General features: G+C 66.1%; 19 protein-coding genes. 8 read left to right on the forward strand and 11 right to left on the reverse strand.

Annotation, left to right across the window (positions count from 1 at the left end; genetic code table 11):
• Positions 1-6 precede the first annotated feature (6 nt).
• Genes G7Y29_RS07065 through hisD form a run of 5 tightly spaced genes read right to left on the reverse strand, consistent with a single transcriptional unit; the run spans position 7 to position 4,562 of the window.
• Entirely contained in the window at positions 7-1,320 is a 1,314-nt protein-coding gene (locus tag G7Y29_RS07065; RefSeq protein ID WP_165002601.1) for an MFS transporter, read from the reverse strand.
• A complete protein-coding gene (locus tag G7Y29_RS07070; RefSeq protein WP_165002495.1) occupies positions 1,321-1,509 on the reverse strand; it encodes a hypothetical protein in 189 nt (62 codons plus the stop codon).
• Positions 1,510-2,136, reverse strand: a complete 627-nt coding sequence (hisB, locus tag G7Y29_RS07075; protein WP_413228004.1) for an imidazoleglycerol-phosphate dehydratase HisB — start codon at positions 2,134-2,136, stop codon at positions 1,510-1,512.
• On the reverse strand, positions 2,129-3,247 hold the full coding sequence (locus tag G7Y29_RS07080; protein ID WP_165002603.1) for a histidinol-phosphate transaminase: 1,119 nt from the start codon (positions 3,245-3,247) through the stop codon (positions 2,129-2,131). The genes hisB and G7Y29_RS07080 overlap by 8 nt, the downstream gene beginning before the upstream one ends.
• Before the next feature lie 10 nt (positions 3,248-3,257).
• Positions 3,258-4,562, reverse strand: a complete 1,305-nt coding sequence (gene hisD, locus G7Y29_RS07085) for a histidinol dehydrogenase (protein WP_165002604.1) — start codon at positions 4,560-4,562, stop codon at positions 3,258-3,260.
• 144 nt (positions 4,563-4,706) lie between these two features.
• Here hisD and G7Y29_RS07090 point away from each other — a divergent pair, with 144 nt between their 5' ends.
• Entirely contained in the window at positions 4,707-5,774 is a 1,068-nt protein-coding gene (locus G7Y29_RS07090) for a YbjN domain-containing protein (protein ID WP_165002605.1), read from the forward strand.
• Here the strand turns inward: G7Y29_RS07090 and G7Y29_RS07095 are convergent.
• Both G7Y29_RS07095 and G7Y29_RS07100 read right to left on the reverse strand, forming a co-directional pair.
• Entirely contained in the window at positions 5,771-6,307 is a 537-nt protein-coding gene (locus G7Y29_RS07095) for a hypothetical protein (RefSeq protein WP_165002606.1), read from the reverse strand. The two genes, G7Y29_RS07090 and G7Y29_RS07095, sit on opposite strands and share 4 nt — an antisense overlap.
• Positions 6,308-6,320: 13 nt before the next feature.
• On the reverse strand, positions 6,321-6,998 hold the full coding sequence (locus tag G7Y29_RS07100; protein WP_165002607.1) for a hypothetical protein: 678 nt from the start codon (positions 6,996-6,998) through the stop codon (positions 6,321-6,323).
• 179 nt (positions 6,999-7,177) lie between these two features.
• Between G7Y29_RS07100 and G7Y29_RS07105 the strand changes: the two genes are divergently transcribed.
• The 6 genes from G7Y29_RS07105 (at position 7,178) to G7Y29_RS07130 (ending at position 15,726) form a co-directional block, all read left to right on the forward strand.
• Positions 7,178-7,747, forward strand: a complete 570-nt coding sequence (locus G7Y29_RS07105; RefSeq protein ID WP_165002608.1) for a TetR family transcriptional regulator — start codon at positions 7,178-7,180, stop codon at positions 7,745-7,747.
• Between the two features lie 55 nt (positions 7,748-7,802).
• Positions 7,803-10,007, forward strand: a complete 2,205-nt coding sequence (glgX, locus tag G7Y29_RS07110; protein ID WP_165002609.1) for a glycogen debranching protein GlgX — start codon at positions 7,803-7,805, stop codon at positions 10,005-10,007.
• Positions 10,008-10,027: 20 nt separating this feature from the next.
• Positions 10,028-11,437, forward strand: coding sequence for a 3'-5' exonuclease (locus G7Y29_RS07115; protein ID WP_249399715.1), 1,410 nt, complete (start codon positions 10,028-10,030; stop codon positions 11,435-11,437).
• A gap of 37 nt (positions 11,438-11,474) precedes the next feature.
• Positions 11,475-12,077: a hypothetical protein gene (locus G7Y29_RS07120; RefSeq protein WP_165002610.1), complete on the forward strand. Its 603-nt coding sequence runs from the start codon at positions 11,475-11,477 to the stop codon at positions 12,075-12,077.
• An 83-nt stretch (positions 12,078-12,160) separates the two neighbouring features.
• On the forward strand, positions 12,161-14,713 hold the full coding sequence (treY, locus tag G7Y29_RS07125; RefSeq protein ID WP_165002611.1) for a malto-oligosyltrehalose synthase: 2,553 nt from the start codon (positions 12,161-12,163) through the stop codon (positions 14,711-14,713).
• Between the two features lie 17 nt (positions 14,714-14,730).
• Complete coding sequence (locus G7Y29_RS07130) at positions 14,731-15,726, forward strand: GTP pyrophosphokinase (protein WP_165002612.1); 996 nt, start codon at positions 14,731-14,733, stop codon at positions 15,724-15,726.
• A gap of 9 nt (positions 15,727-15,735) precedes the next feature.
• On the opposite strand, the gene G7Y29_RS07135 is transcribed toward G7Y29_RS07130, so the two are convergent.
• The 3 genes from G7Y29_RS07135 to G7Y29_RS07145 are packed head-to-tail and all read right to left on the reverse strand — an operon-like array spanning position 15,736 to position 17,031.
• Complete coding sequence (locus G7Y29_RS07135) at positions 15,736-16,113, reverse strand: RNA-binding S4 domain-containing protein (RefSeq protein WP_165002613.1); 378 nt, start codon at positions 16,111-16,113, stop codon at positions 15,736-15,738.
• Between the two features lie 6 nt (positions 16,114-16,119).
• Positions 16,120-16,362 (reverse strand): hypothetical protein, encoded by a 243-nt coding sequence (locus tag G7Y29_RS07140; protein ID WP_165002614.1) that lies wholly within the window; start codon positions 16,360-16,362, stop codon positions 16,120-16,122.
• 9 nt (positions 16,363-16,371) lie between these two features.
• On the reverse strand, positions 16,372-17,031 hold the full coding sequence (locus tag G7Y29_RS07145) for an IMPACT family protein (RefSeq protein ID WP_165002615.1): 660 nt from the start codon (positions 17,029-17,031) through the stop codon (positions 16,372-16,374).
• Positions 17,032-17,062: 31 nt separating this feature from the next.
• Between G7Y29_RS07145 and treZ the strand changes: the two genes are divergently transcribed.
• A complete protein-coding gene (gene treZ, locus G7Y29_RS07150) occupies positions 17,063-18,799 on the forward strand; it encodes a malto-oligosyltrehalose trehalohydrolase (RefSeq protein ID WP_165002616.1) in 1,737 nt (578 codons plus the stop codon).
• A 15-nt stretch (positions 18,800-18,814) separates the two neighbouring features.
• Here treZ and ilvA read toward each other — a convergent pair whose 3' ends face one another.
• Positions 18,815-20,098 (reverse strand): threonine ammonia-lyase IlvA, encoded by a 1,284-nt coding sequence (gene ilvA, locus G7Y29_RS07155; RefSeq protein WP_165002617.1) that lies wholly within the window; start codon positions 20,096-20,098, stop codon positions 18,815-18,817.
• Positions 20,099-20,224 lie beyond the last annotated feature (126 nt).

Genomic DNA, 20,224 nt, shown 5'->3' on the forward strand with positions numbered 1-20,224 from the left:
ACCAGTCTAGCGCCCGGGCCGTTTGTGCTTGACGTTTCTCCGCAGCGTCTGCACGGCTCTCAGACGCACCGCCAAGTTGTTGACCTCCGTGACGCGGTGGCGTCCCAGCCAGTAGTCCGCCAAGGTGATCGCGACACCGACCGAGACGACGACGCCGGCCACGCCGAACATGGGCGCCATCGACATCGAGGCCAGCATCATGCCGTAGATGGTCGAACCCAGGCCCGTTCCGCTGTCGAAGGAAACGTTCCACATGGCGGAGGCTTCCGACGCCTTGGACTTGGGAAGGCGGTAGAACAACATGGTCAAAGACTCGTTCTGCACCGCGCCGAAGCCCGCGCCGTAGAGGAACGCGGCGAGCAGGAGCCACCACACAGAGGCCTCCATCCACAGTACGGCGGCGATGGTGAAGATGCCGATCGCGGCGCACACCTGGAACGGAATGAGCACCGTGCCGGGGATGCCGCGGCGGTCGAGCACCACTCCGGCGTAGTAGCGCGAGATCATCGCGGCGAAGTTCATCACGGCGAGCAAGATTCCACCGAAAGCCGCACCTGCTGTCGGATCAAGGTCGCGCACACTGACGGGCAGGAAGTTGGTCACCGCGCCGTAGGCGGTGGTGACGAGCGTGAGCGCCAGCATGGGCACCGCGACGAGGCGCCACAGGGGCACGCGCACCGAGGTCAAGTCCGCCATGTCCGGGTCGGCCTGGGGTACTTCCGGGATCTGGAGGCACACCGCGAGGCCGGCGAGACCGATGACGGTGGCGAGGATGTAGACCGGCTCGTACCCGACTTGCTCCGCCAGCGCGAGCCCGGAGGGCAGCGCGACCATCTGGGAGAACCCGACGCTGAGCCCGAAGATGCCCGTGGTGCGGCCGAGCAGGCGCAGGGGCACGAGCTCGGTGATGATGGCGGCCTCTGCCACGGACAGCGCGCCGAAACCGATGCCACGCACGACGCTGACCGCGAGCACGATCACCGGATCCATCCCCAGCGCGTAACCTAGCGCCGGCAGGCCAAGGAGCAATGAGGCAACCGCGATGACGGCGCGGTAGCCGTAGCGGCGCAAAAGACGGGGCACGAACAGCTGGGTGATCACGGTCGCCGCCATGAACGCGCCCGTCGACCCACCGGCGAGTGTCTCCGATCCACCGGAGTCGAGTACCGCGGTGGGCACGACCGGAAGCAGCAGCGCCCACGCGCCGAATGCCGCGGCCACCGCGACAAGTGTCGCCACGAGCCCGCGCGCTCTCCAGGGTGAGGTGACCGCGTCGACTTCCTCAGGCGTAAGCACGCCCCGAGCACGCTCTCGCGCCATCTATCCCATCGCTCCCGTCATGGACACCAGAGCCAGGCATAGAGCGAGCGCGGCAGCGAGGCCGAGCACCACGGTCAACAGCGTGTTCCCGTTCCGGTAGGCGGACCACACGCCGCCGATCAGCAGCCCCGCGACGAGGAAACAGACCAAAACCCACATGCCGCCGGCGACGCTAAAACCCTGCGGCATCTAGAGGGCTCCCTTCGTGGACGGGACACCCGAGATGCGGCCGTCGCGCTCTGCAGCCTGGCGCAGGGCTCGGGCGACCGCCTTGTACTCGGCTTCGGTGATGTGGTGCGGGTCGCGCCCGTAGCGAACGTTGAGGTGGAGTGTGATCCGGGAGTTGTAGGCCAGCGTCTCAAAGAAGTGCCGGTTGATCACGGTGGCGTAGTGGCCTCCAACGACCTGCCACTGCATGTGATCCGGCTCACCGTTCATGACGAAGTACGGGCGACCGGAGAAGTCGACGACGGACTCCACCAGGGTCTCGTCCATCGGCAGCAGCGCGGAACCGAAACGGCGGATGCCCTCCTTGTCGCCGACCGCTTCGGCGAGCGCCCAACCGAGTGTGATCGCGGTGTCCTCGACGGTGTGGTGAGCGTCGATGTGCGTGTCCCCCGTTGCGTGGACTGTCAGATCAAATGCACCGTGGGTGGCGAAGGCGGTGAGCATGTGGTCGAAGAACGGCAATCCGGTGGACACATCGACCCGGCCGGTGCCGTCGAGGTTGATCTCGACGGTGATGTCGGACTCGCTCGTGGCCCGTGAGGCGCTGCCCCGCCTGCCGTCCACCCTGTCGCTCACCCTGTCAGTCACCGATGATCTCCTTCGCAGCCCGCAAAAATTCGTTGTTCTCCTCATCCAACCCGATGGTCACCCGCAAGTGTCCGTCGACCCCGACGTCGCGGATCAGCACACCGCGCTCGAGGAAGGTCTGCCACGCGGCATGGGTGTCGTCGAAGTGCCCGAAGAACAGAAAGTTCGACTCGCTCGGCACTACATCGTAGCCCATTTCGCCCAAGGCCGCCTCAACGCGGGCGCGCTCGCGCGCTAGCTTGTCGACGCCCGCGAGCGTCTCGCCCGAGTGTCGCAACGCCACCCGGGCGGCGGCCTGGGTGAGAACCGAAAGGTGGTACGGCAGGCGCACGAGCATGACGGCCTCGATGAACGCCGGCGCAGCAACGAAGTACCCGAGCCGGGCACCCGCGAAGTCGAACGCCTTCGACATGGTGCGGCTCACCACCAGCGCGGCCGGGTACTTCTCCACCAGGCTCACGGCCGAGGGCGACGGGGAAAACTCGGCGTACGCCTCATCGACGATCACAATGCCGGGCGCCGCAGCGATAATGCGCTCGATGTCCTCGAGCGGGGTCACATCGCCCGTCGGGTTGTTCGGGGTGGTCACGAACACAATGTCGGGGCGGCGCTCAGCGATCGCGTCGAGTGCCGTGTCCATGTCGATGCGGAAGTCTGCTCCGCGGGGTACGGCAATGAACTCGGTCTGGGTGCCAGAAGCGAGGATCGGGTGCATGGAGTAACTCGGGGTGAACCCCATAGCCGTGCGCCCAGGCCCGCCGAAGGCCTGGAGCAGCTGCTGCAGCACTTCGTTGGAGCCGTTGGCGGCCCAGAGGTTGTCGCGTGTGACGGTGACCCCAGTCTGGCGGGACACGTAGGCCGCGAGGTCGGTGCGCAGCTCGACAGCGTCCCTCTCCGGGTAGCGGTTGAGGGTAGCGCCAATTTTCGCGATCTCGCTGACAAGGTCGTCGATAAGCTCCTGCGAGGGCGGGTACGGGTTTTCGTTGGTGTTGAGCGCCACGGGCACCTCGAGCTGCGGCGCGCCGTAGGCGGCCTTGCCGCGCAGCTCTCCGCGCAGCGGCAGCTCTGCGATCCCCGTGGCCGCGGCTACGGTGTTGTCCTCGAAATTCATGGGGCGCTCCTTAGATTCCGCGGGCCTTGATGGCCTCGCCGTGCGCGGGCAGCTGCTCGTCCTCGGCGAGCACGACGATGTGGGGGCCGATGTCCCTAAGCGCCGCTTCGTCGTACTCGATGAGGTTGACGGGCTTGAGGAAGGTGTGGGTGGACAGTCCCGCCGAGAAGCGGGCCGTGCCCGAGGTGGGCAGCACGTGGTTGGATCCCGCGGCGTAGTCACCCAGCGGCACCGGCGAGAAGGGGCCGACGAAGATCGCGCCCGCGTTGGTCAGGCGCTCCGCCACCTCGCGGGCGTTGGCGGTGTGCACCTCGGTGTGCTCGGAGGCGTAGGCGTCTGTGACCGCGATGGCGGCCTCGAGATCGTCGACAAGCACGATGCCGGACTGCTTCCCGCCCAACGCGGAGGACGCGCGCTCGGCGTTGAGGGTTTCCCCCGCAAGGCGCTCGACCTCGCCGTCGACGGCGCGGGCCAGCTCAGCGGAGGGTGTGATGAGCACGCTCGCGGCGTTCTCGTCGTGCTCCGCCTGGGAGATCAGGTCGTAGGCGATGAGGGTGGCGTCGGCTGAGGCGTCGGCAAGCACCGCGATCTCGCTTGGACCTGCCTCGGCGTCAATGCCGACGACACCGTTAACCAAGCGCTTGGCGGCGGCTACGAAAACGTTACCGGGTCCGGTGACCATGTCCACCGGTTCGAGCCCGTACTCGTCGTCGCCGTAGGCCATCAGCGCCACAGCCTGCGCGCCGCCGACGGCCCACACCTCCGTCACACCGAGCAGCGCGCACGCCGCGAGGGTGGTCGGGTGCGGCCATCCCCCGAACTCCTCCTGCGGCGGAGTGCACACCACCATCGTCGACGCGCCCGCCTCCTGTGCCGGAATGACGTTCATGAGCACGCTTGACGGGTACACCGCCTTGCCGCCGGGGACGTACAGGCCCACGCGGGAGACGGGGATGAACTTCTCAGTCACCGTCGCCCCGGGGCCGAGTTCGACGGTGTTGGCGCTCGGCTTCTGGGCGGCGTGGACGGCGCGGATGCGGGCGATCGCCGCCTCGAGGGCCTCGCGCACCCGCGGCTCAAGGTCGCAGAGCGCGTCACGGAGGCGCTCGGCGGGCACCACGACGGTCGCGGGACGGACGCGGTCGAACTTCTCGCCGTATTCCAGCGCCGCGGCCGCGCCGCGTTCCCGGACGTCTTCGACGATCGGCGACACGGTCGGCAGTACCGCGTTGATGTCCACCCCACCCCTGGGAAGTACGCGGCGCAGCTCGGAGGTCGAGGGGGCCCGGCCCCGGAGGTCAGTCAAGTGCAGCATGGCGGTCTCCTTTCTGTCGCCCTATTGTATTCCCCGGTAGACGCGCACGGCGCTTTACCCGGCGCACCGCACGGCTTATGCTCGACCTACGCGGCGGCCGGCCACCACGGCCCGCCGTTTCCGACTTGAGTTAGGGAGGTAGCCGTGGGCAAGCACAGCGCGTCTGACCACCCGCAGGAGGGCACAGGCCAGCCCGGCGAGGTCACCCTCGACCGGGTCACCGCGGCCCTGACCAGCTTGGGCCTAGACGCGGTGGAGACCGTCAGCCACCCCGACCGAATCGTCGTCCCCGCCTACGCCTTCGTGGCCACGCTGTGGATCTCCTACGACAAACCTCTCATGCTTGTCGCCGACTTTGCCGAGCGCATCCCCACCGACTTCGCCCATTCCACCTCACTGGCCATGTTCATCAACGAGTGGAACCGCGACAAGGTCGGTCCCACCGCGTCATTCAGTCTCATGGACTCGGGTGACGTGGGGGTCAGCCTGCGCTACGGGGTGAGAATCCGGTGCGGTCTGACTGACGATCAGATCATGGCGGAGCTTGCCGACGCCTTCGAACACGCCGCAGCATTTTCCACCCAGCTGCGGGAGAAGTTCCTTCCCGTCGAGTTCGACCAGCCGCTGCCACCCGCCCTCGCCCGAGCTCAGGACGCGGAGGCGCTCCTCGGCCGCCATCCGGCGGAGCGCCACCTGCCGCGCGGTGAGCACCGGGAGTTCGCCGACATCCATGACGTGCCGGACTTGTATCAGGAGCGTGATTGCGACCCGGTGGAGCCCGTGGACCTCGAAGCCCTTGCGGACTCCCTCGAGATGCTCGACTTCACGTTTTCCCTGGCCACGGAAGACATCATCACCACCGGGGTCAACGGCATCGCGTTCGCCGTGTGCATCGATGCCGGCCACTACGCCCGGGTCACCGCCATGTGGGACACCGGAACCGACGCCGACGAGGGCTTCCTCCCCCTGTGGCTCGTATGCAACGACCTCAACGAGCAGTCGGCCGGGTTACGCGCCTACATCCTGGACAACGATGGCGACCTCCACCTCCACGTGGAGACGACCTGCCTTGCCAGCGAGGGCCTCTCCCCCGACCAAAGGCACAACTACGTGATCACGTCGTTCGTCTCCATTCTCGGCGCGGTGGACCACATCACGACGCAGATGAAGGGGGACTCGGCCGTCCGGTGGCCCGGCGCGGGCGAAAGTTAGCCCTCAATTAGCGACGTTTGCGTTTTGCGGATCTCCTGTAGTTCTGCAATGACTGTCAGTAGGTAGAACGTAAGAGCCGCCACGAACGGGCCCGCCAGCCACCCCACCCCGGGCCGCAGGGGTGGAACGAACGTGAACGCCGCACCCCCCGCAAAGGGCGAGTTGAGGGCTGGGGCGTGGGGCGAGGCGTGTAAAAGGTCCGCGGACCAGCCGCCGAAAGTGACCACGGCGAAAGCCGCAGCCCCCGCGCAGGCGCTGACCCACAATAGGGTAGGCAATCCCGTCAGGCCGCGAAGGTGAGCCGCGGCCGCGATCAGCATCCCGAGGGCGGCGCTCAACAGCGCGAACCCGCCGAACGACGCGAACTCGACGTTTGCGGGGCTGGCGATCTGGTCAACCAGGTAGGAGCCCTCTGCGAGCTCTCCGACGTATCCGGGGCGCGTCAAACCCCATAGGGCACCCGCAACGGATCCGGCCACCAGCGCGATCACAAGCAGCTGAGCCCACGCACCGGGAGTGGAGGCTATTTTCACCGGAATGCGGGCCCTAGCTGCAGAGCTTCCAGCGCCCGTCTTCGCGTTCGAAGATCTGGACTTGGGTGTCCGTCCCGTTCTCGTTAGTCACGGTGGCGTTGGCTGAGGCGCGGTTGCCGTCGATCTTCACGTCGGTCACGGAGACGTCGCTCTTCGGCAGGCTGATACCCTGGCCAGCCTGCGCCTGCATGCGAGCCGCCTGTTCAATCTGGTCCAAGGTGTAGCCGGAGCGCTTCATCTCCTCCTGTGCGGGCTCCGTGACCTTTCGACAGGAGTTCTCTAGGAGCACGCGGGTCCACTTCTCCGGGCTCGGCGGGTTTAGCGAGGCGTACATGGTGTCCTGCATCTGCTGCCTGTCCGCCTCGGTGCCCGCGGTGCCGCTCTGCAGCGGCTCGTGGTTCGGGGGCTGGAAGTTCGGGTCCTCGAAGGGGTTCGACAGCGTCGCACCCGCCGCCGCAGCTCCCGCCGCCGGATCCTGCGGTTTATCACCCGCAGTCGTCGGCTCGTCGGTGGGACTGACGGAAGGCGCCGGCTCTTGGGCGCTCGAGGTACTGGTGTGGGTGGAGGTTTCAGTTGCGGTCGCGTTGACCACCGTGGTGTCATCCTTGTCGGACCCGCAGGCGGTGAGTGACAGCGCAAATGCAACCGTCGATACCGCGGAAACCGTTCTAGCACCGGTAGAAAACTTCACAGCCCATACTCTCCTTCGAAGGGCTACGGCAGAATGCCACGCCCTATCGCTTTTTTAATTCCCTCAATAATAACAGTGGCCCCCTTGGCAGGCTGTTGTCTGCAGGTGCAAATCTTCTGGGTACTCGCTGTGAGAAACGCGGGACCTTCGCACCGGTATCACCCGGTAATGTCTCCCTTATGCAACTGTCACGCGAGTCCATCAGTCGGGCTGCCCTAGGCATCCTCGACGAGTACGGCCTCGCCGACGTGACGATGCGGCGCGTCGCCTCCACCCTCGGAGTCGCACCGGGGGCGCTCTATTGGCATATCGAGAACAAGCAGGAGCTCATCTCGGCCATCGCGTCGCTCATCGTCAGCCCGCTTATCGACGCACCCGCTCACTGCTCCCCCGCAGAGCTATGTACGCGCCTCAGAGACACCCTCCTCGGGCATCGGGACGGCGCAGAAGTGGTCATCACCGCAATGTCGCAGCCAGGATCGGCGGTCGCGGCGTCTCTGACGCATCTCATGCGGGCGGCGGTCGAGCGGGAGCTCGAGGGCGCGGAGATGGGGGCGTCGACAAGCGATCGCCGCTCGGCAGCGGACGGGTTGCTCTACATGACACTGGGCGCGACCACCGTCCACCAGTCCGCATCGCAACTCGCCGAGGCCACCGGGGAGCTGCCGGCGGCGGGGCGGGTGGCCGGGCCCGAGGTAGGCCCGGCAGTCTCCTTCCTCGTGGCGGGGCTGCGGGGCGGCTCCGCCTAGAGCGGAGTGCAGCACGGCGCGAGCTTGGGGCGGGCCTGCTATACGATTAGGCCCCATGACTGACGTGAACGCACAACCCAGTGCATCAAATGTCGTGGTGTGGCCGGGATCGGCCTACCCGCTCGGATCGACCTATGACGGCGCCGGCACCAATTTCGCCATATTCTCCGCCGTCGCCGACAAGGTCGAGCTCTGTCTGATCGACAAACAGGGCGTTGAAACCCGCGTCGAACTCGAAGAACTGGACAACTTCGTGTGGCACGCCTACTTGCCGGGTGTGACCCCCGGGCAGCGCTACGGCTACCGCATCCACGGCCCATGGGACCCGCAGAGCGGCAAGCGCTGCGACCCCAGCAAGCTGCTCGTCGACCCTTACGCCCGCGCGTTCGACGGCGAGTTCGACGGCCATTCCTCCCTCTTCTCCTACGACATCAATGCGACGGAGCCCGGCACCGGCCGCAACGAGGAGGACTCGCTCGGCCACACCATGCTGTCGGTGGTGATCAACCCCTTCTTCGACTGGGGCGACGACCGCTCCCCGCGCATCCCGGACGAGGAGACGGTGATCTACGAATGCCACGTCAAGGGTATGACCCAGACTCACCCGGACGTGCCGGAGAGCATGCGCGGCACCTACGCGGGCATGGCACATCCAGTGGTCATCGACTACCTCAAAGATCTCGGAGTCACCTCCGTCGAGCTTCTGCCTGTCCACCAGTTCCTGCAGGACGACCGCCTGCGCGACCTGGGCCTGCGCAACTACTGGGGCTACAACACGTTCGGGTTTTTCGCCCCGCAGCAGGACTACGCCTATTCGGAGAAACCGAGCGACGTCGTCGCCGAGTTCAAGGGCATGGTGCGCGCCTTCCACGAGGCCGGTATGGAGGTCATCCTCGACGTGGTTTACAACCACACCGCCGAGGGCAACCACCTGGGCCCGACCATCGCGTTCCGCGGCATCGACAACGAGGCGTACTACCGGCTTGTCGACGGTGACAAGTTCCACTACATGGACTACACCGGCACCGGTAACTCCTTCAACGTGCGCGACCCGCACTCCCTGCAGTTGATCATGGATTCGCTGCGCTACTGGGTCTCCGAAATGCACGTCGACGGCTTCCGCTTCGACCTCGCCTCCACCCTGGCCCGCGAGTTCTCCGACGTGGATCGCCTGGCAACCTTCTTCGACCTGGTCCAGCAGGACCCCGTCGTATCCCAGGTCAAGCTCATCGCCGAACCGTGGGACGTGGGTGAAAACGGTTACCAGGTGGGCAACTTCCCCGCCCTGTGGAGCGAGTGGAACGGCAAGTACCGCGACACCATGCGCGACTTCTGGCGCGGTGAGCCCTCCACCCTCGGCGAGTTCGCCTCGCGCCTGACCGGTTCCTCCGACCTGTACCAGCACAACGGCCGCCGCCCGACGGCGTCGATCAACTTCATCACCGCCCACGACGGCTTCACCCTCAACGATCTCGTGTCCTACAACGAGAAGCACAACGAGGCGAACATGGAGAACTCGCGCGACGGCGAGAGCCACAACCGCTCGTGGAACTGCGGCGTCGAGGGCCCGACAGACGACCCCGAGATCGCGCAGCTGCGCGCCCAGCAGCGACGCAACTTCCTCACGACCCTGCTGCTGTCCCAGGGCACGCCGATGATCGCTCACGGCGACGAGTTCGCCCGCACCCAGGGCGGCAACAACAACGTCTACTGCCAGGACAACGAGATCGGCTGGATGAACTGGGACCGGCTCGAGGAAGCGGAGGAGCTGCACGACTTCACCCGCCGCCTCATCGCCATCCGCAAACAGCACCCGGTGTTCCGCCGCCGCCGCTTCCTCGAGGGTGGCGCGCTGGGCAACGACGTCATGCACCGCGAGATCGCGTGGCTGGTGCCGTCCGGCAAGCTGATGAAACGCGAGGACTGGGACTTTGCCTTCGGCAAGGCGCTCATGGTTTACCTCAACGGCGACGCGATCTCGGAGCCGGACCGCCGCGGCCAGCGCGTATCGGACGACTCCTTCATCCTCATGTTCAACGCCCATTTCGAAGACATCGGGTTCACGCTTCCCGAGAAGTGGCTCGGGTCCAAGTGGGAGGTTCTGATCGACACCACGGAGCCTCTGGGATACCCGGTGGACAAGGACGCGGTCGAGGCGGGTGCGACTATCGACGTCCCGGCGCGCTCAACGATCGTGCTCAAGCAGATCGAGCCCCCGGTGCTCGACACCGATAGCGAGCGCGCAGAGGTTGCACTCTAGCGCTCAAGGAGAGTGAATAAGTGGTTTCAGCAATTGCTGCACATGGCGTGACGGTGACGGCTGAGGGCTCCGCGCTCGTACTGCACCCGTCGGCCCTGTCGGCAGCGTTATCGGGTTCGTCCGAGGACGTGCGCATCGAGGCCGCGTCGGTGACCGGCGTGAGTGTGACGGAGGTAGACCCTTGGCGCGGCGCCTCCTGCGCGGTCACCCATAAGGAGGGTGTGCAGGTGGTGCGGTTCGCGCCCGGTGACACCTCCGGCCCCGTGCAGCTGGAGGCGCTTATCGACGCCGCCCGGCGCGGCGAGGCGCCCGCCCCATCCTCCCCGGCGGATCAGGGTACCGGTATTTCGGGGTTCGACTTCGTCGGATTCGACGTGGAGACCGCGAACCCCGCATGGGGCTCCATTTGCCAGATCGGCCTGGTGAAGGTCATCGGCGGCGAGGAAGTTGAACGCGCCTCGTGGCTGTGCACTCCCCCTCCCGGGCTCGAGGATTTCGACCCCTACAACGTCTCCATCCACGGGATCTCAGCAGATGCCGTGGCGGGTGCCCCGCCAGTGGCGCAGCGGGTGGATGAGCTCGTCGAGTTCGTCGGGGATTTGCCGCTGGTGGCTCACAACGCACAGTTCGACGCCACCGCGCTGCGAGACGCCTGCCGGGCGGTCGGCCGCGCGATCCCGACCGTCATGTTCGCGTGCACGTTGGCGCAGGCCCGGGCCGTGAAGCTGGACGTGGCCAATCACCGTCTGCCCACCCTCGCCAAGCATTTCGGCGTCGCCTTGGATAACCACCACGACGCGTGCGAGGACGCCGCAGCATGCGCCGGCATCATGATCGGCCTAGCGCGCGAGGCCGGGCACGAGGGCAGCCTCATGAACTTCGTCCACTCCACGGGATTCTCCCTTGGTGTAATTGGTGAGCAGCGGGTCACGCCCGTGTTGCGCGACCGCTCCGGCGCAACGAGGGCCATGCAAGCGAAGCTGGCCGGAGAGGGCGTAGTTACGCCCCGCGGAAGCAACCAACACGAGTCGCCGGTACCGGCGGGCGAGCCAGAGCCGGGACCCGCCCAGCAGGAGTCCGCCCGCCGTGGCCCCGCGCCGTGGCAGTCGGTGGCGACACCGGACTCTATTCCGGACCCGAACCCGAAGGCTGATCCCAACTCCCCGCTGTACGGCCACAATGTCACCCTCACCGGTGAGTTCGAGCCCTTTGACAAGGGCACGTTGTGGTCTGGCATCGCCGAGCAGGGTGGCCAGGTGGGCAAGAACGTGACCAAGAAGACGACCATCCTGGTCACCGGGGAATGGGCGACGATGACGTCGAAGGAGAAGCGGGCCCGCGAATTGATGGACAAGGGCCAGGAGATCGACATCTGGACTGCAGAGCGTCTTCTGTCCGTTCTGGGGCTGGACGAGCAACCTCCGTTTTAGAGGGAACCGTCGGCGCCGCGAGGCAGTCTAAGTAGGCATGCCAACTGTCATCGCCACCCGCGCGCCGCACGCTTCCGTCCATACTGCAGCGCCACTGGGTGATCTTTCCCTCAGCCTCGTCAGCCGCGCCGGGTTCCATAGCGGATCCCACCTGTGGCCGAGCCCGGCGTTCGGCTCGTCCACCGCCTACATCACGTTATCGCCCCAGCTGGCGTGCGTGCTTGTCGACGGCCAAGGGTGCCCGGCCAGCCACCAGCGAATCGGCGCGGCGGGACGCAGCGTGCACGAGGCGTGGAACACGGCCGCGCGCACCGTCGTCGCTGAGGCTGTCTCCGACGGCCGCGCCGAATTTTGGGTGCGCGACGCCCGCCACGTGCTAGGTGTCGACGCCCCCCGAGGGCTGCAGCTGCGCGAAGACGGGATCGCGCCCGCCGCGTGGCTGTCCCACCCGCAGCTGTTCAGTATCGTCCACTCCCATTTTTCCCACGTGATGCGGCCCCGGCACGAGCTGGGGTACGTCACCCGGGACTTTCGGGAGCTGTTCGTGTTCGATGCTTCCGCCCGCTCCCTCGCCCGCCGGTTCCCGTCCGGCTGCGCGATGCGCTACTCGGTGGGTTTCCCGGTGGTGGAGTCGAACTGAGGCGCCGGGCTTAGGCGAAGATGATTACGCTTGGAATGCGGAACTTGTCCGACCACCTATTTCCGAAAGCCCCAGGAGCACCGATGCGACGCCCGATTACCTCGACCTACCGCCTCCAACTCCGTGGCCCCCACGCAGATCCGACGGGAAGGCAGTTCGGGTTCGCTGAGGCGGCGGAGCAAATCCCCTACCTTCGTTCCCTGGGAGTGTCGCACCTCTACCTCTCCCCGATATTCACGGCGGTTAAAGAGTCGAACCACAATTACGATGTCACCGACCCGACTGTGGTCAACCCCGAGCTCGGCGGCATTGATGGTCTGCGCGAGCTCTCTGCCGCCGCCCATGAGGCGGGCCTCGGCATCGTGCTCGACATCGTGCCCAACCACTTGGGAGTTGAGACGCCGCGGCTGAACCGCTGGTGGTGGGATGTGCTGAAACTCGGACGGGCATCCGAATACGAGTCCTACTTCGACATCGACTGGCACGAGGACAACGGAGCAGATGGCCGCCTCGGTCTGCCCGTGCTCGGCGCGGAGGGCGACGAGGGCAAGTTCGAGCTTGTCCACCTCCCGGAGGTTGGCGAAGACGTTCTTAAATACTACGACAAGTACTTCCCGCTCGACCCGGAAAGCTACTCCTCGCTTGATGACGACCCTGTCGACGTCTACTCCCGGCAGCACTACCGCCTAATGTTTTGGCGCGACGGAGTCATCTCGTACCGCCGCTTCTTCTCCGTCAACGGCCTGGCGGGTATCCGCCAAGAGGATCCCCTGGTGTTCGAGCAGACGCACCGCATCCTGCGCCAGTTGATTGCGGAAGACCTCATCGACGGTATCCGCGTCGACCACCCGGACGGGTTGGCGGATCCTTTCGACTATCTCACCCGCCTGCGCGACCTGATCGGCGACGACCGCTGGTTGGTCGTGGAGAAGATCCTCGGCGTCAACGAGCCGCTGGATCCGCGGTTGGCCGTTGACGGCACGACTGGTTATGACGCCATGCGCGAGTTCGACGGTGTCTTCATCTCCCGCGAGTCCGAGGACGCGCTAAGCATGCTCGCCCTTCAGCAGTCCGGTTCGACATGGGACGAAGCTGCCATAGAGGCTGCGGAACACCAGCTCAAGCGCGATGTGGCATCCTCCGAGCTCGGTGCGGAGATCCGCAGGCTCACCCGTGCGATCCGCCGGGACAACTTCTCCACGGCCGGCCACACCGTCTCTGACGACGACCTAACGACGACGGTCATCGAGCTGGTGGCCGCGATCCCCGTCTACCGCGCAGATTACATCTCCCTGTCGCGCATCACCTCCTCTGTGGTGGCAGAGATGGCGCGCCGCTTCCCATCGCGCCGCGACGCCCTCGACCTCATCACTGCGGCGCTGCTGGCCAACAGCGAGGCCAAAACGCGCTTCGCGCAGGTCTGCGGCGCGGTGATGGCGAAGGGCGTAGAAGATACTCTGTTTTACCGCGCGTGCAGGCTCGTCGCGCTTCAGGAAGTCGGCGGCGCCCCCGGACGCTTCGGAGTCTCGGCCGCGGAGTTCCACCTCCTGCAGCAGGAGCGCGCGACCCTGTGGCCCCACGCGATGACATCGCTGACCACCCACGACACCAAACGCACGGAAGACACCCGCGCCCGCATTATCGGGATCACTGAGACAGCGAGCGACTTCGCGGAACTCGTCCGCCAGGTTAACGCGATCGTGCCCCCGCCGGATTCCGCCACCGGGCACTTCCTCATCCAGAACATTGTGGGCGTGTGGCCGCACGACGGCGAGATCACGGAGTCCCTTCGCGAACGCCTGCACGACTACGCGATCAAGGCCGTGCGGGAAGCGGGCGTGAAAACGAGCTGGTTCGACCACGACCCGGGATTCGAGCAGGCTATCACCGACTGGATCGACGCCCTGTTGTTCGGCCCGGTTACTTCGGCGCTCACCTCGTTCGCCGGTCGCCTGCACAATGGCGCGATCCAGGTTTCCCTCGGCCGCAAAATGCTCCAACTTGTCGGCCCCGGCATTCCCGACACCTACCAGGGCCAGGAATACTTCGACCTGTCGCTAGTGGACCCAGACAACCGGCGTTTCGTGGACTACACCCGTCGCGCGCAGACTCTCGAGCAGTACCTCGATTTCAAGTCCGGCACCGACCGCTCGCTGGCAGCGTATCTCGCGCTGGGCACGGAGAACAGCGCCGACGAGAGCGCTGAAGCCCAGGACATCCCCGGCCCATCGCTGTACCCCCACCTGCCGCGCATTATTGACCGCGCCAAGCAGGCCGTTGTGCGGGAGGCGCTCATGCTCCGGCGCGAGTACCCGGACGTTTTCCTCTCCGGCGAGCACCAGCCCGTCTTCGGCGTGGGCGAGGCCGAGTGGCACCTTGTCGGCATCGCGCGCGGCGACGGGGACGTCCACGGTGCGGCTGGGCTATCCGTCATAGCGCTCGCGACCCGCAGGCCACTACTTCTGGAGCGAAACGGCGGCTGGGGCAACACCACCGTCACCCTTCCGCGGGGCACGTGGGTGGACCGCATGTCAGGCCGTACCTACGAGGGCACCGTGCCTGTCGCAGACGTGTTGGGGGTCCTGCCCACCGCGTTGCTCGTCTCTTCTCGGCTCATCAACTCCGTCGCCTTGTAGGGGTAGCCTTGACCCCCGTGAGAAAGGACACGATCGCGCGACTCGGTTCGACCTACCACGCATGGGTCAATGCGCACCCGGACGCGGCAACGTCGTTTCAGCAGGCTCTGGTCGAGCTGCTCGGCGACGCCGGTGTCAACTTCGATCGCGTCGACGTGCGCATCAAATCGTGGCCGTCGCTCAAAGCGAAGGCCCGCAAGCAACGCGACGGCGAGCCGGTCTACCCCGACCCGTGGACAGACATCCGCGATGTTGTCGGGGCGAGGATTACGGTGCTGCACTCCACCGAGATCCCAGCAGTGCTGACGCTGTTGGCGGACGAGTTCGAGGTTCTGCGCAGTGTCGATAAGGCTCAGGAGACCCGGGTGGCAGGCGGGTTCGGGTACGGCTCCCACCACGTCGTGTTGCGCGTGACAGAAAAGTCGGAAAACCTCGAGTCACACGTAGGCACCCAATTCGAGGTGCAAATCCGTACTGTGCTGCAGCACGCGTGGGCGGAGTTCGAGCACGACATCCGCTACAAGCGCTCCGGCGAGGCCCCCGATCCCCAGATCGATCGCGCCTTCACCCTCGCGGCCGGGCTCATCGAGCTCGCGGATCAGCAGTTCGACCAGATCGCCAGCATCAACAACCCGCAGCACACCGTGGACACGGCTGTCGACGCCGAGCTCGCCCCCGAAACCCTGCCGGGTGTGCTCACGGTTTTGCTCGGCAGCCGATTCCCCCTGTCACGCCCGGGCGACTACCGCTTCCTCATGGAACTTCTGCGGGCGCATGACATTGAGGCCGTCTCCTCGCTCGCGGAGCTGGTCAACTCTGCTGACTTGGAAGCGGTGGAGAACGTGATGAATTACGCTTTCGTGCCCGGCCAGGTCCGCATTATCGACGACATCCTGCTCAACCGCTTCGGCACCGAGCACATCGAGCGCACCGCCGAGGCGGGCAACCGTCCCAAGCTGCGCCGCTCCCGCCTGGGGACCAGGCTCACAGCGCTGCGGGCGGGCGGGGACTGAAGCACCGGATTAGAACCCGCGCAGCCGGTCGATGGCGCGGCGGTCCTTTTTCGTGGGACGGCCGGCACCACGGTCGCGCACCGGTAGGGTGGCAAAGATGTCGCGCGGTGGCGGCGGCGGGGATTTGTCGACGTACATTGTGCGTGCGACCGGGGCGCCAACCCGCTTGCGCACGGTGCCAGTGACCTCGAACTCGAGGTAGCGGTGGTCCTTCCATACGCGCAGGTGGTCGCCCGGGACCACCTGCGCGGCAGGTTTAGCAGCGACGTCGTTGAGTTTGACGTGGCCGGCGCGTACGGCCTCTGCGGACTGAGAGCGGGTTTTGAAGATGCGCACCGCCCAAAGCCACACGTCGAGTCGGACGGGCGCGCCGTCGGAGTCTGACATGCGAACCTAGTAGTTGTCCTGGTGGTTGATGATTTTCTGCACCTTGCTGTAGTTCATGTACCCCCCGACGACACCGATAATGAGGCCGAGGATGAGGATGGTGAAGGAGAACGGCGAACCGAGCAAGAGGCCGAGGGCGACGCCACCGACCGCACCGCCACCGGCCCATGCCACGGCGTTGCGAGAGTATTTGCGCACAGCCTGCTTGCGCGCTTCGATCGGATTGTTCGGGCGGGGCTGCAAAGTCATGGGCCAAGTTTAACCCCGCAGCTCCACCTCCACCCAGTCATGTCCGGCCGAGGCCGTTTCGCAGCTTCCGCGGGTGGCGGCGGCCAGGAGGGCGTCGACACGCTCGCGCTGTCCGGGCTCGAACGCGAGCGTGTAGTTCGCCAGAGAGTCGTACTCGATGCTGGCCACTTCGATGCCCGCGCGGCGCAACTCCGATTCGATTCGGCCGGCCTCGGCGTGCGGCAGAGACACAGTGGCTAGCTCCTTGACCTGGCGGCGCACGCGCGGCACGCGCTCGAGGGTGTCGGATACGGCGTTGGAGTAGGCGTGGACGAGCCCTCCAGCGCCGAGCTTCACCCCGCCGAAGTAGCGTGTGACCACCGCGGCGATGTCGCGCATGCCGGAGCCGCGCAGCACGTCGAGCATGGGAGTGCCCGCGGTGCCCGACGGCTCGCCGTCGTCGGAGGAGCGCTCCACCGGGTTAACCGCGCCGCCGTCGACAATGAACGCGCAACAGTGGTGGCGCGCGTCGGGGTAAGCGGCACGTGCCCGGTCGACGAGCCCGCGCGCCTCGCCCTCGTCACGCGCGCGGGCAATCCAGGTGATGAAGCGCGAGCGCTTGACCTCCAGCTCGTGGACGGTCGTGCCGCCGACGGCGGGTAGAACGTAGGACGTCGGGGTGCTTGGCATGTCGGCTTCCGATGTTACTACTGTTGTTTGCATGTCTTCATCCGCACAGTTCGAGGTCTGGGCACCATTCGCGCACGAGGTTCGCCTGGTTGTCAACGATTCAGAGCACCCGATGTCCGACGACCCGCACCGCAGCGGATGGTGGGTCATAGACCCCGATATCGTCGCGCCGTCGGCGGGCCAGCGCTACGCGTTCCGCCTTTTCGACGGCACCGACTGGTCCAAGCCCCTACCCGACCCGCGCACCCGCGCGCAGCCGGAGGGCGTGCACGGCAAGTCCGAGGTCGTTGACGCGGACTTCCCGTGGACGGACAGTGCCTGGAGGGGCCTGCACCTGCGCGGGCAGGTGATTTACGAGGTGCACGTGGGCACATTTTCGGAGGCTGGGACGTTTGAGGGGGTCGCGGAGAAGCTCGACTACCTCCTCGAGCTGGGGGTGACCACCATCGAGCTCATGCCCGTCCAGCCGTTCGGCGGTGAGCGCAACTGGGGTTACGACGGCGTCGATTGGTTCGCCGTCCAAGACTCCTACGGTGGGCCGCTCGGCCTGAAAAAGCTTGTCGACGCCGCGCACGCCAAGGGCCTCGCCGTCTTCCTCGACGTGGTGTACAACCACTTCGGACCCGACGGCAACTACAACGGCATGTTCGGTCCCTACCTGACGGCCGGGCACACCGACTGGGGTGACGTGGTTAACTTGTCGGGCCCCGCGTCCGACGAGGTGCGCGCCTTCATCCTCGATGCCGTGCGCCAGTGGCTCGACGAGTTCCACATCGACGGCCTGCGTCTCGACGCGGTCCACGCCTACGACGACCGCCGCGCCTTCTCCATCATGGAGGAAATCCGCCGAGTCTCGGACTCGGTCGCCGAGAAGACCGGTATTCCCCGCACCATCATCGGGGAGACCGACCAGAACGACCCCCGCATTGTCAACGACGAGTCCGTCGGCGGTTACGGGCTGTCCGCGCAGTGGCTTGACGACATCCACCACTGCATCCACACCCTCGTCAGCGGCGAGCGTCAGGCGTACTACGTGGACTTCGGCACTGTCGAAATCCTCGCCGACACGTTGCGCCACGCCTACCGCTTCCGCGACACGTGGTCGGAGTACCGCCGCCGCACCCACGGTCGGCCGCTGGACCTGGCCGCAATCGGACCGTGGCGGATGATCACCTACACCACCACCCACGACCAGACGGGCAACCGGGCCGCCGGCGACCGGCCGTCGCAAAGCCTCACGCCCACCCAGCAGGTGCTCAAGGCCGCGGTGGTGCTCTGCTCGCCGTTTACCCCGATGCTGTTCATGGGCGAAGAGTTCGGGGCGCGCACCCCCTTCCCCTTCTTCTGCTCGCACACCGACGACGAACTCAATCGCCTGACCCGCGAGGGCCGCTTCCACGAGTTCGCCCGCCTGGGATGGAACCCCGATGAGGTTGCCGACCCCTCCGACCCGGAAACCTACGCGTCGGCGAAGCTGTCGTGGGAGTTCGACCGCGACCAGGACGAGATCTTCGAGGCCTACCAGGCCCTTCTCGGCCTGCGCGAGCAGTACAACTTCGCTCGCGAGGACCTGCGCGAGCTGCAGGTGGAAAACTCAGACACGTGGCTGACCATGGGCTACGAGGACGTCGTGCTCGCCGCGAACTTCAGCGCTGAGACCGTGACCGTGCCGGTGGGCGGCACTCTCCTCTACTCCTTCGGGGACCCCGAGGTCGCAGCGGAGTCCACGACGCTGGGCCCCTGGGGTTTCGCGCTCATCGAGCGCTAGGCTCGTCCCGTCGGCTTAACCGGCGACGATGAAGTCGTACTCCTTGGTGCCCGGCATGAGACGGCGGCAGTCGATAGGTGAATCGTCCATCCGTTCCATCAGCGGCTCCAAGTCGCGCGCGCGGGACAGCTCCAGACCGACGAGCGCGGTGCCGGTCTCTCGGTTGTTCTTCTTCAGGTACTCGAACAAGACGATGTCGTCGTCGGGGCCGAGGATGTCGGTGAGGAACGTGCGCAGCTGACCCGGCTCCTGCGGGAAATTCACCAGGAAATAGTGCTTGAGGCCGCGGTGCACAAGCGAGCGCTCCATGATCTCCGCGTACCGCAGCACGTCGTTGTTGCCCCCGGAGATGATGCAGACTACGGTGCTGCCCGGCTCAAACTTCACTCCGCTCAGCCCCGCGACGGAGAGTGCGCCAGCGGGCTCGGCAATAATCCCCTCATTTTGGTACAACCCCAGCATCTCGGTGCAAACCGCGCCCTCGTCAGCTGTGACCATGTGGATCCGGCTCAGGTTGGCGTCGATCGTCTCATACGGGAACGCGCCGATGCGCTTGACGGCCGCACCGTCGACGAAGGGGTCGATCGTTTCCAGCGTGACCGGACCGCCGTTAGCCATTGCCGCGTGCAGCGAGGCCGCTCCCTTCGGCTCCACCGCAATTACTGAGGTCAGCGGCGACATGTCCGCCAGGTACGACGTCACGCCGGCGAGCAGGCCACCACCACCCACGGGCACTGACACGCTGCCGAGTTCGCGGCCCAGTACGGTGAGCTGGCTGAGGATCTCGGCGGCCACGGTGCCCTGGCCGGTCACGGTGGCTCGGGCGTCGAAAGGCTCGACGACGGTGGCACCGCGCTCGGCGGCGTCGACACGCGCGGCCTCGGCGGCCTCGTCGAAGGTGTTGCCAACCACGACCAGCTCGATGGCCTCACCGCCGTGCACGAGGATGCGGTCGCGCTTTTGCTTCGGGGTGGGCTTCGGCACGAAGATCTTGCCGCGGATACCCATCGCGCGGCAGGCGTAGGCCACCCCCTGGGCGTGGTTGCCTGCCGACGCCGCCACTACTCCCGCGGCTTTCTCCTCCGGCGTGAGGTTGGCGACGTTGTAGTAGGCGCCGCGGATCTTGTACGAGCGAACATCCTGCAAATCCTCGCGCTTGAGGTACACATCCACCCCATGCAGCTGAGACAGGCGCGGGCAGTACTGCAGCGGTGTGGGCTCGATGACAGACGAAATTCGGGCCTGCGCCGCCTGGATGTCGGCTGCGTGCACGGGCTGGAAGTTCGTTGCTGCGTTCATGGACAGCCAGTTTATCCCGCCGCAGGCGGGCCCCCGGTAAAGCATCCCACCGGAGCTTTGTTTACGTGTCCTTCATCAGAGCGTCACCTGACCCTGCACCCGATTCAACCTTTGGGTCACCTTGGG

This window comes from Corynebacterium qintianiae (assembly GCF_011038645.2).
Lineage (GTDB): Bacteria > Actinomycetota > Actinomycetes > Mycobacteriales > Mycobacteriaceae > Corynebacterium > Corynebacterium qintianiae.

What these genes read in the sequence shown, in the direction of transcription:
- G7Y29_RS07065 (WP_165002601.1), bottom strand. Translation starts at nt 1,320, where the DNA reads ATGGCGCGAGAGCGTGCTCGGGGCGTGCTTACGCCTGAGGAAGTCGAC.
- G7Y29_RS07070 (WP_165002495.1), bottom strand. Translation starts at nt 1,509, where the DNA reads ATGCCGCAGGGTTTTAGCGTCGCCGGCGGCATGTGGGTTTTGGTCTGT.
- G7Y29_RS07080 (WP_165002603.1), bottom strand. Translation starts at nt 3,247, where the DNA reads ATGAATTTCGAGGACAACACCGTAGCCGCGGCCACGGGGATCGCAGAG.
- hisD (WP_165002604.1), bottom strand. Translation starts at nt 4,562, where the DNA reads ATGCTGCACTTGACTGACCTCCGGGGCCGGGCCCCCTCGACCTCCGAG.
- G7Y29_RS07105 (WP_165002608.1), top strand. Translation starts at nt 7,178, where the DNA reads ATGCAACTGTCACGCGAGTCCATCAGTCGGGCTGCCCTAGGCATCCTC.
- glgX (WP_165002609.1), top strand. Translation starts at nt 7,803, where the DNA reads ATGACTGACGTGAACGCACAACCCAGTGCATCAAATGTCGTGGTGTGG.
- G7Y29_RS07120 (WP_165002610.1), top strand. Translation starts at nt 11,475, where the DNA reads ATGCCAACTGTCATCGCCACCCGCGCGCCGCACGCTTCCGTCCATACT.
- treY (WP_165002611.1), top strand. Translation starts at nt 12,161, where the DNA reads ATGCGACGCCCGATTACCTCGACCTACCGCCTCCAACTCCGTGGCCCC.
- G7Y29_RS07135 (WP_165002613.1), bottom strand. Translation starts at nt 16,113, where the DNA reads ATGTCAGACTCCGACGGCGCGCCCGTCCGACTCGACGTGTGGCTTTGG.
- G7Y29_RS07140 (WP_165002614.1), bottom strand. Translation starts at nt 16,362, where the DNA reads ATGACTTTGCAGCCCCGCCCGAACAATCCGATCGAAGCGCGCAAGCAG.
- G7Y29_RS07145 (WP_165002615.1), bottom strand. Translation starts at nt 17,031, where the DNA reads ATGCCAAGCACCCCGACGTCCTACGTTCTACCCGCCGTCGGCGGCACG.
- treZ (WP_165002616.1), top strand. Translation starts at nt 17,063, where the DNA reads ATGTCTTCATCCGCACAGTTCGAGGTCTGGGCACCATTCGCGCACGAG.
- ilvA (WP_165002617.1), bottom strand. Translation starts at nt 20,098, where the DNA reads ATGAACGCAGCAACGAACTTCCAGCCCGTGCACGCAGCCGACATCCAG.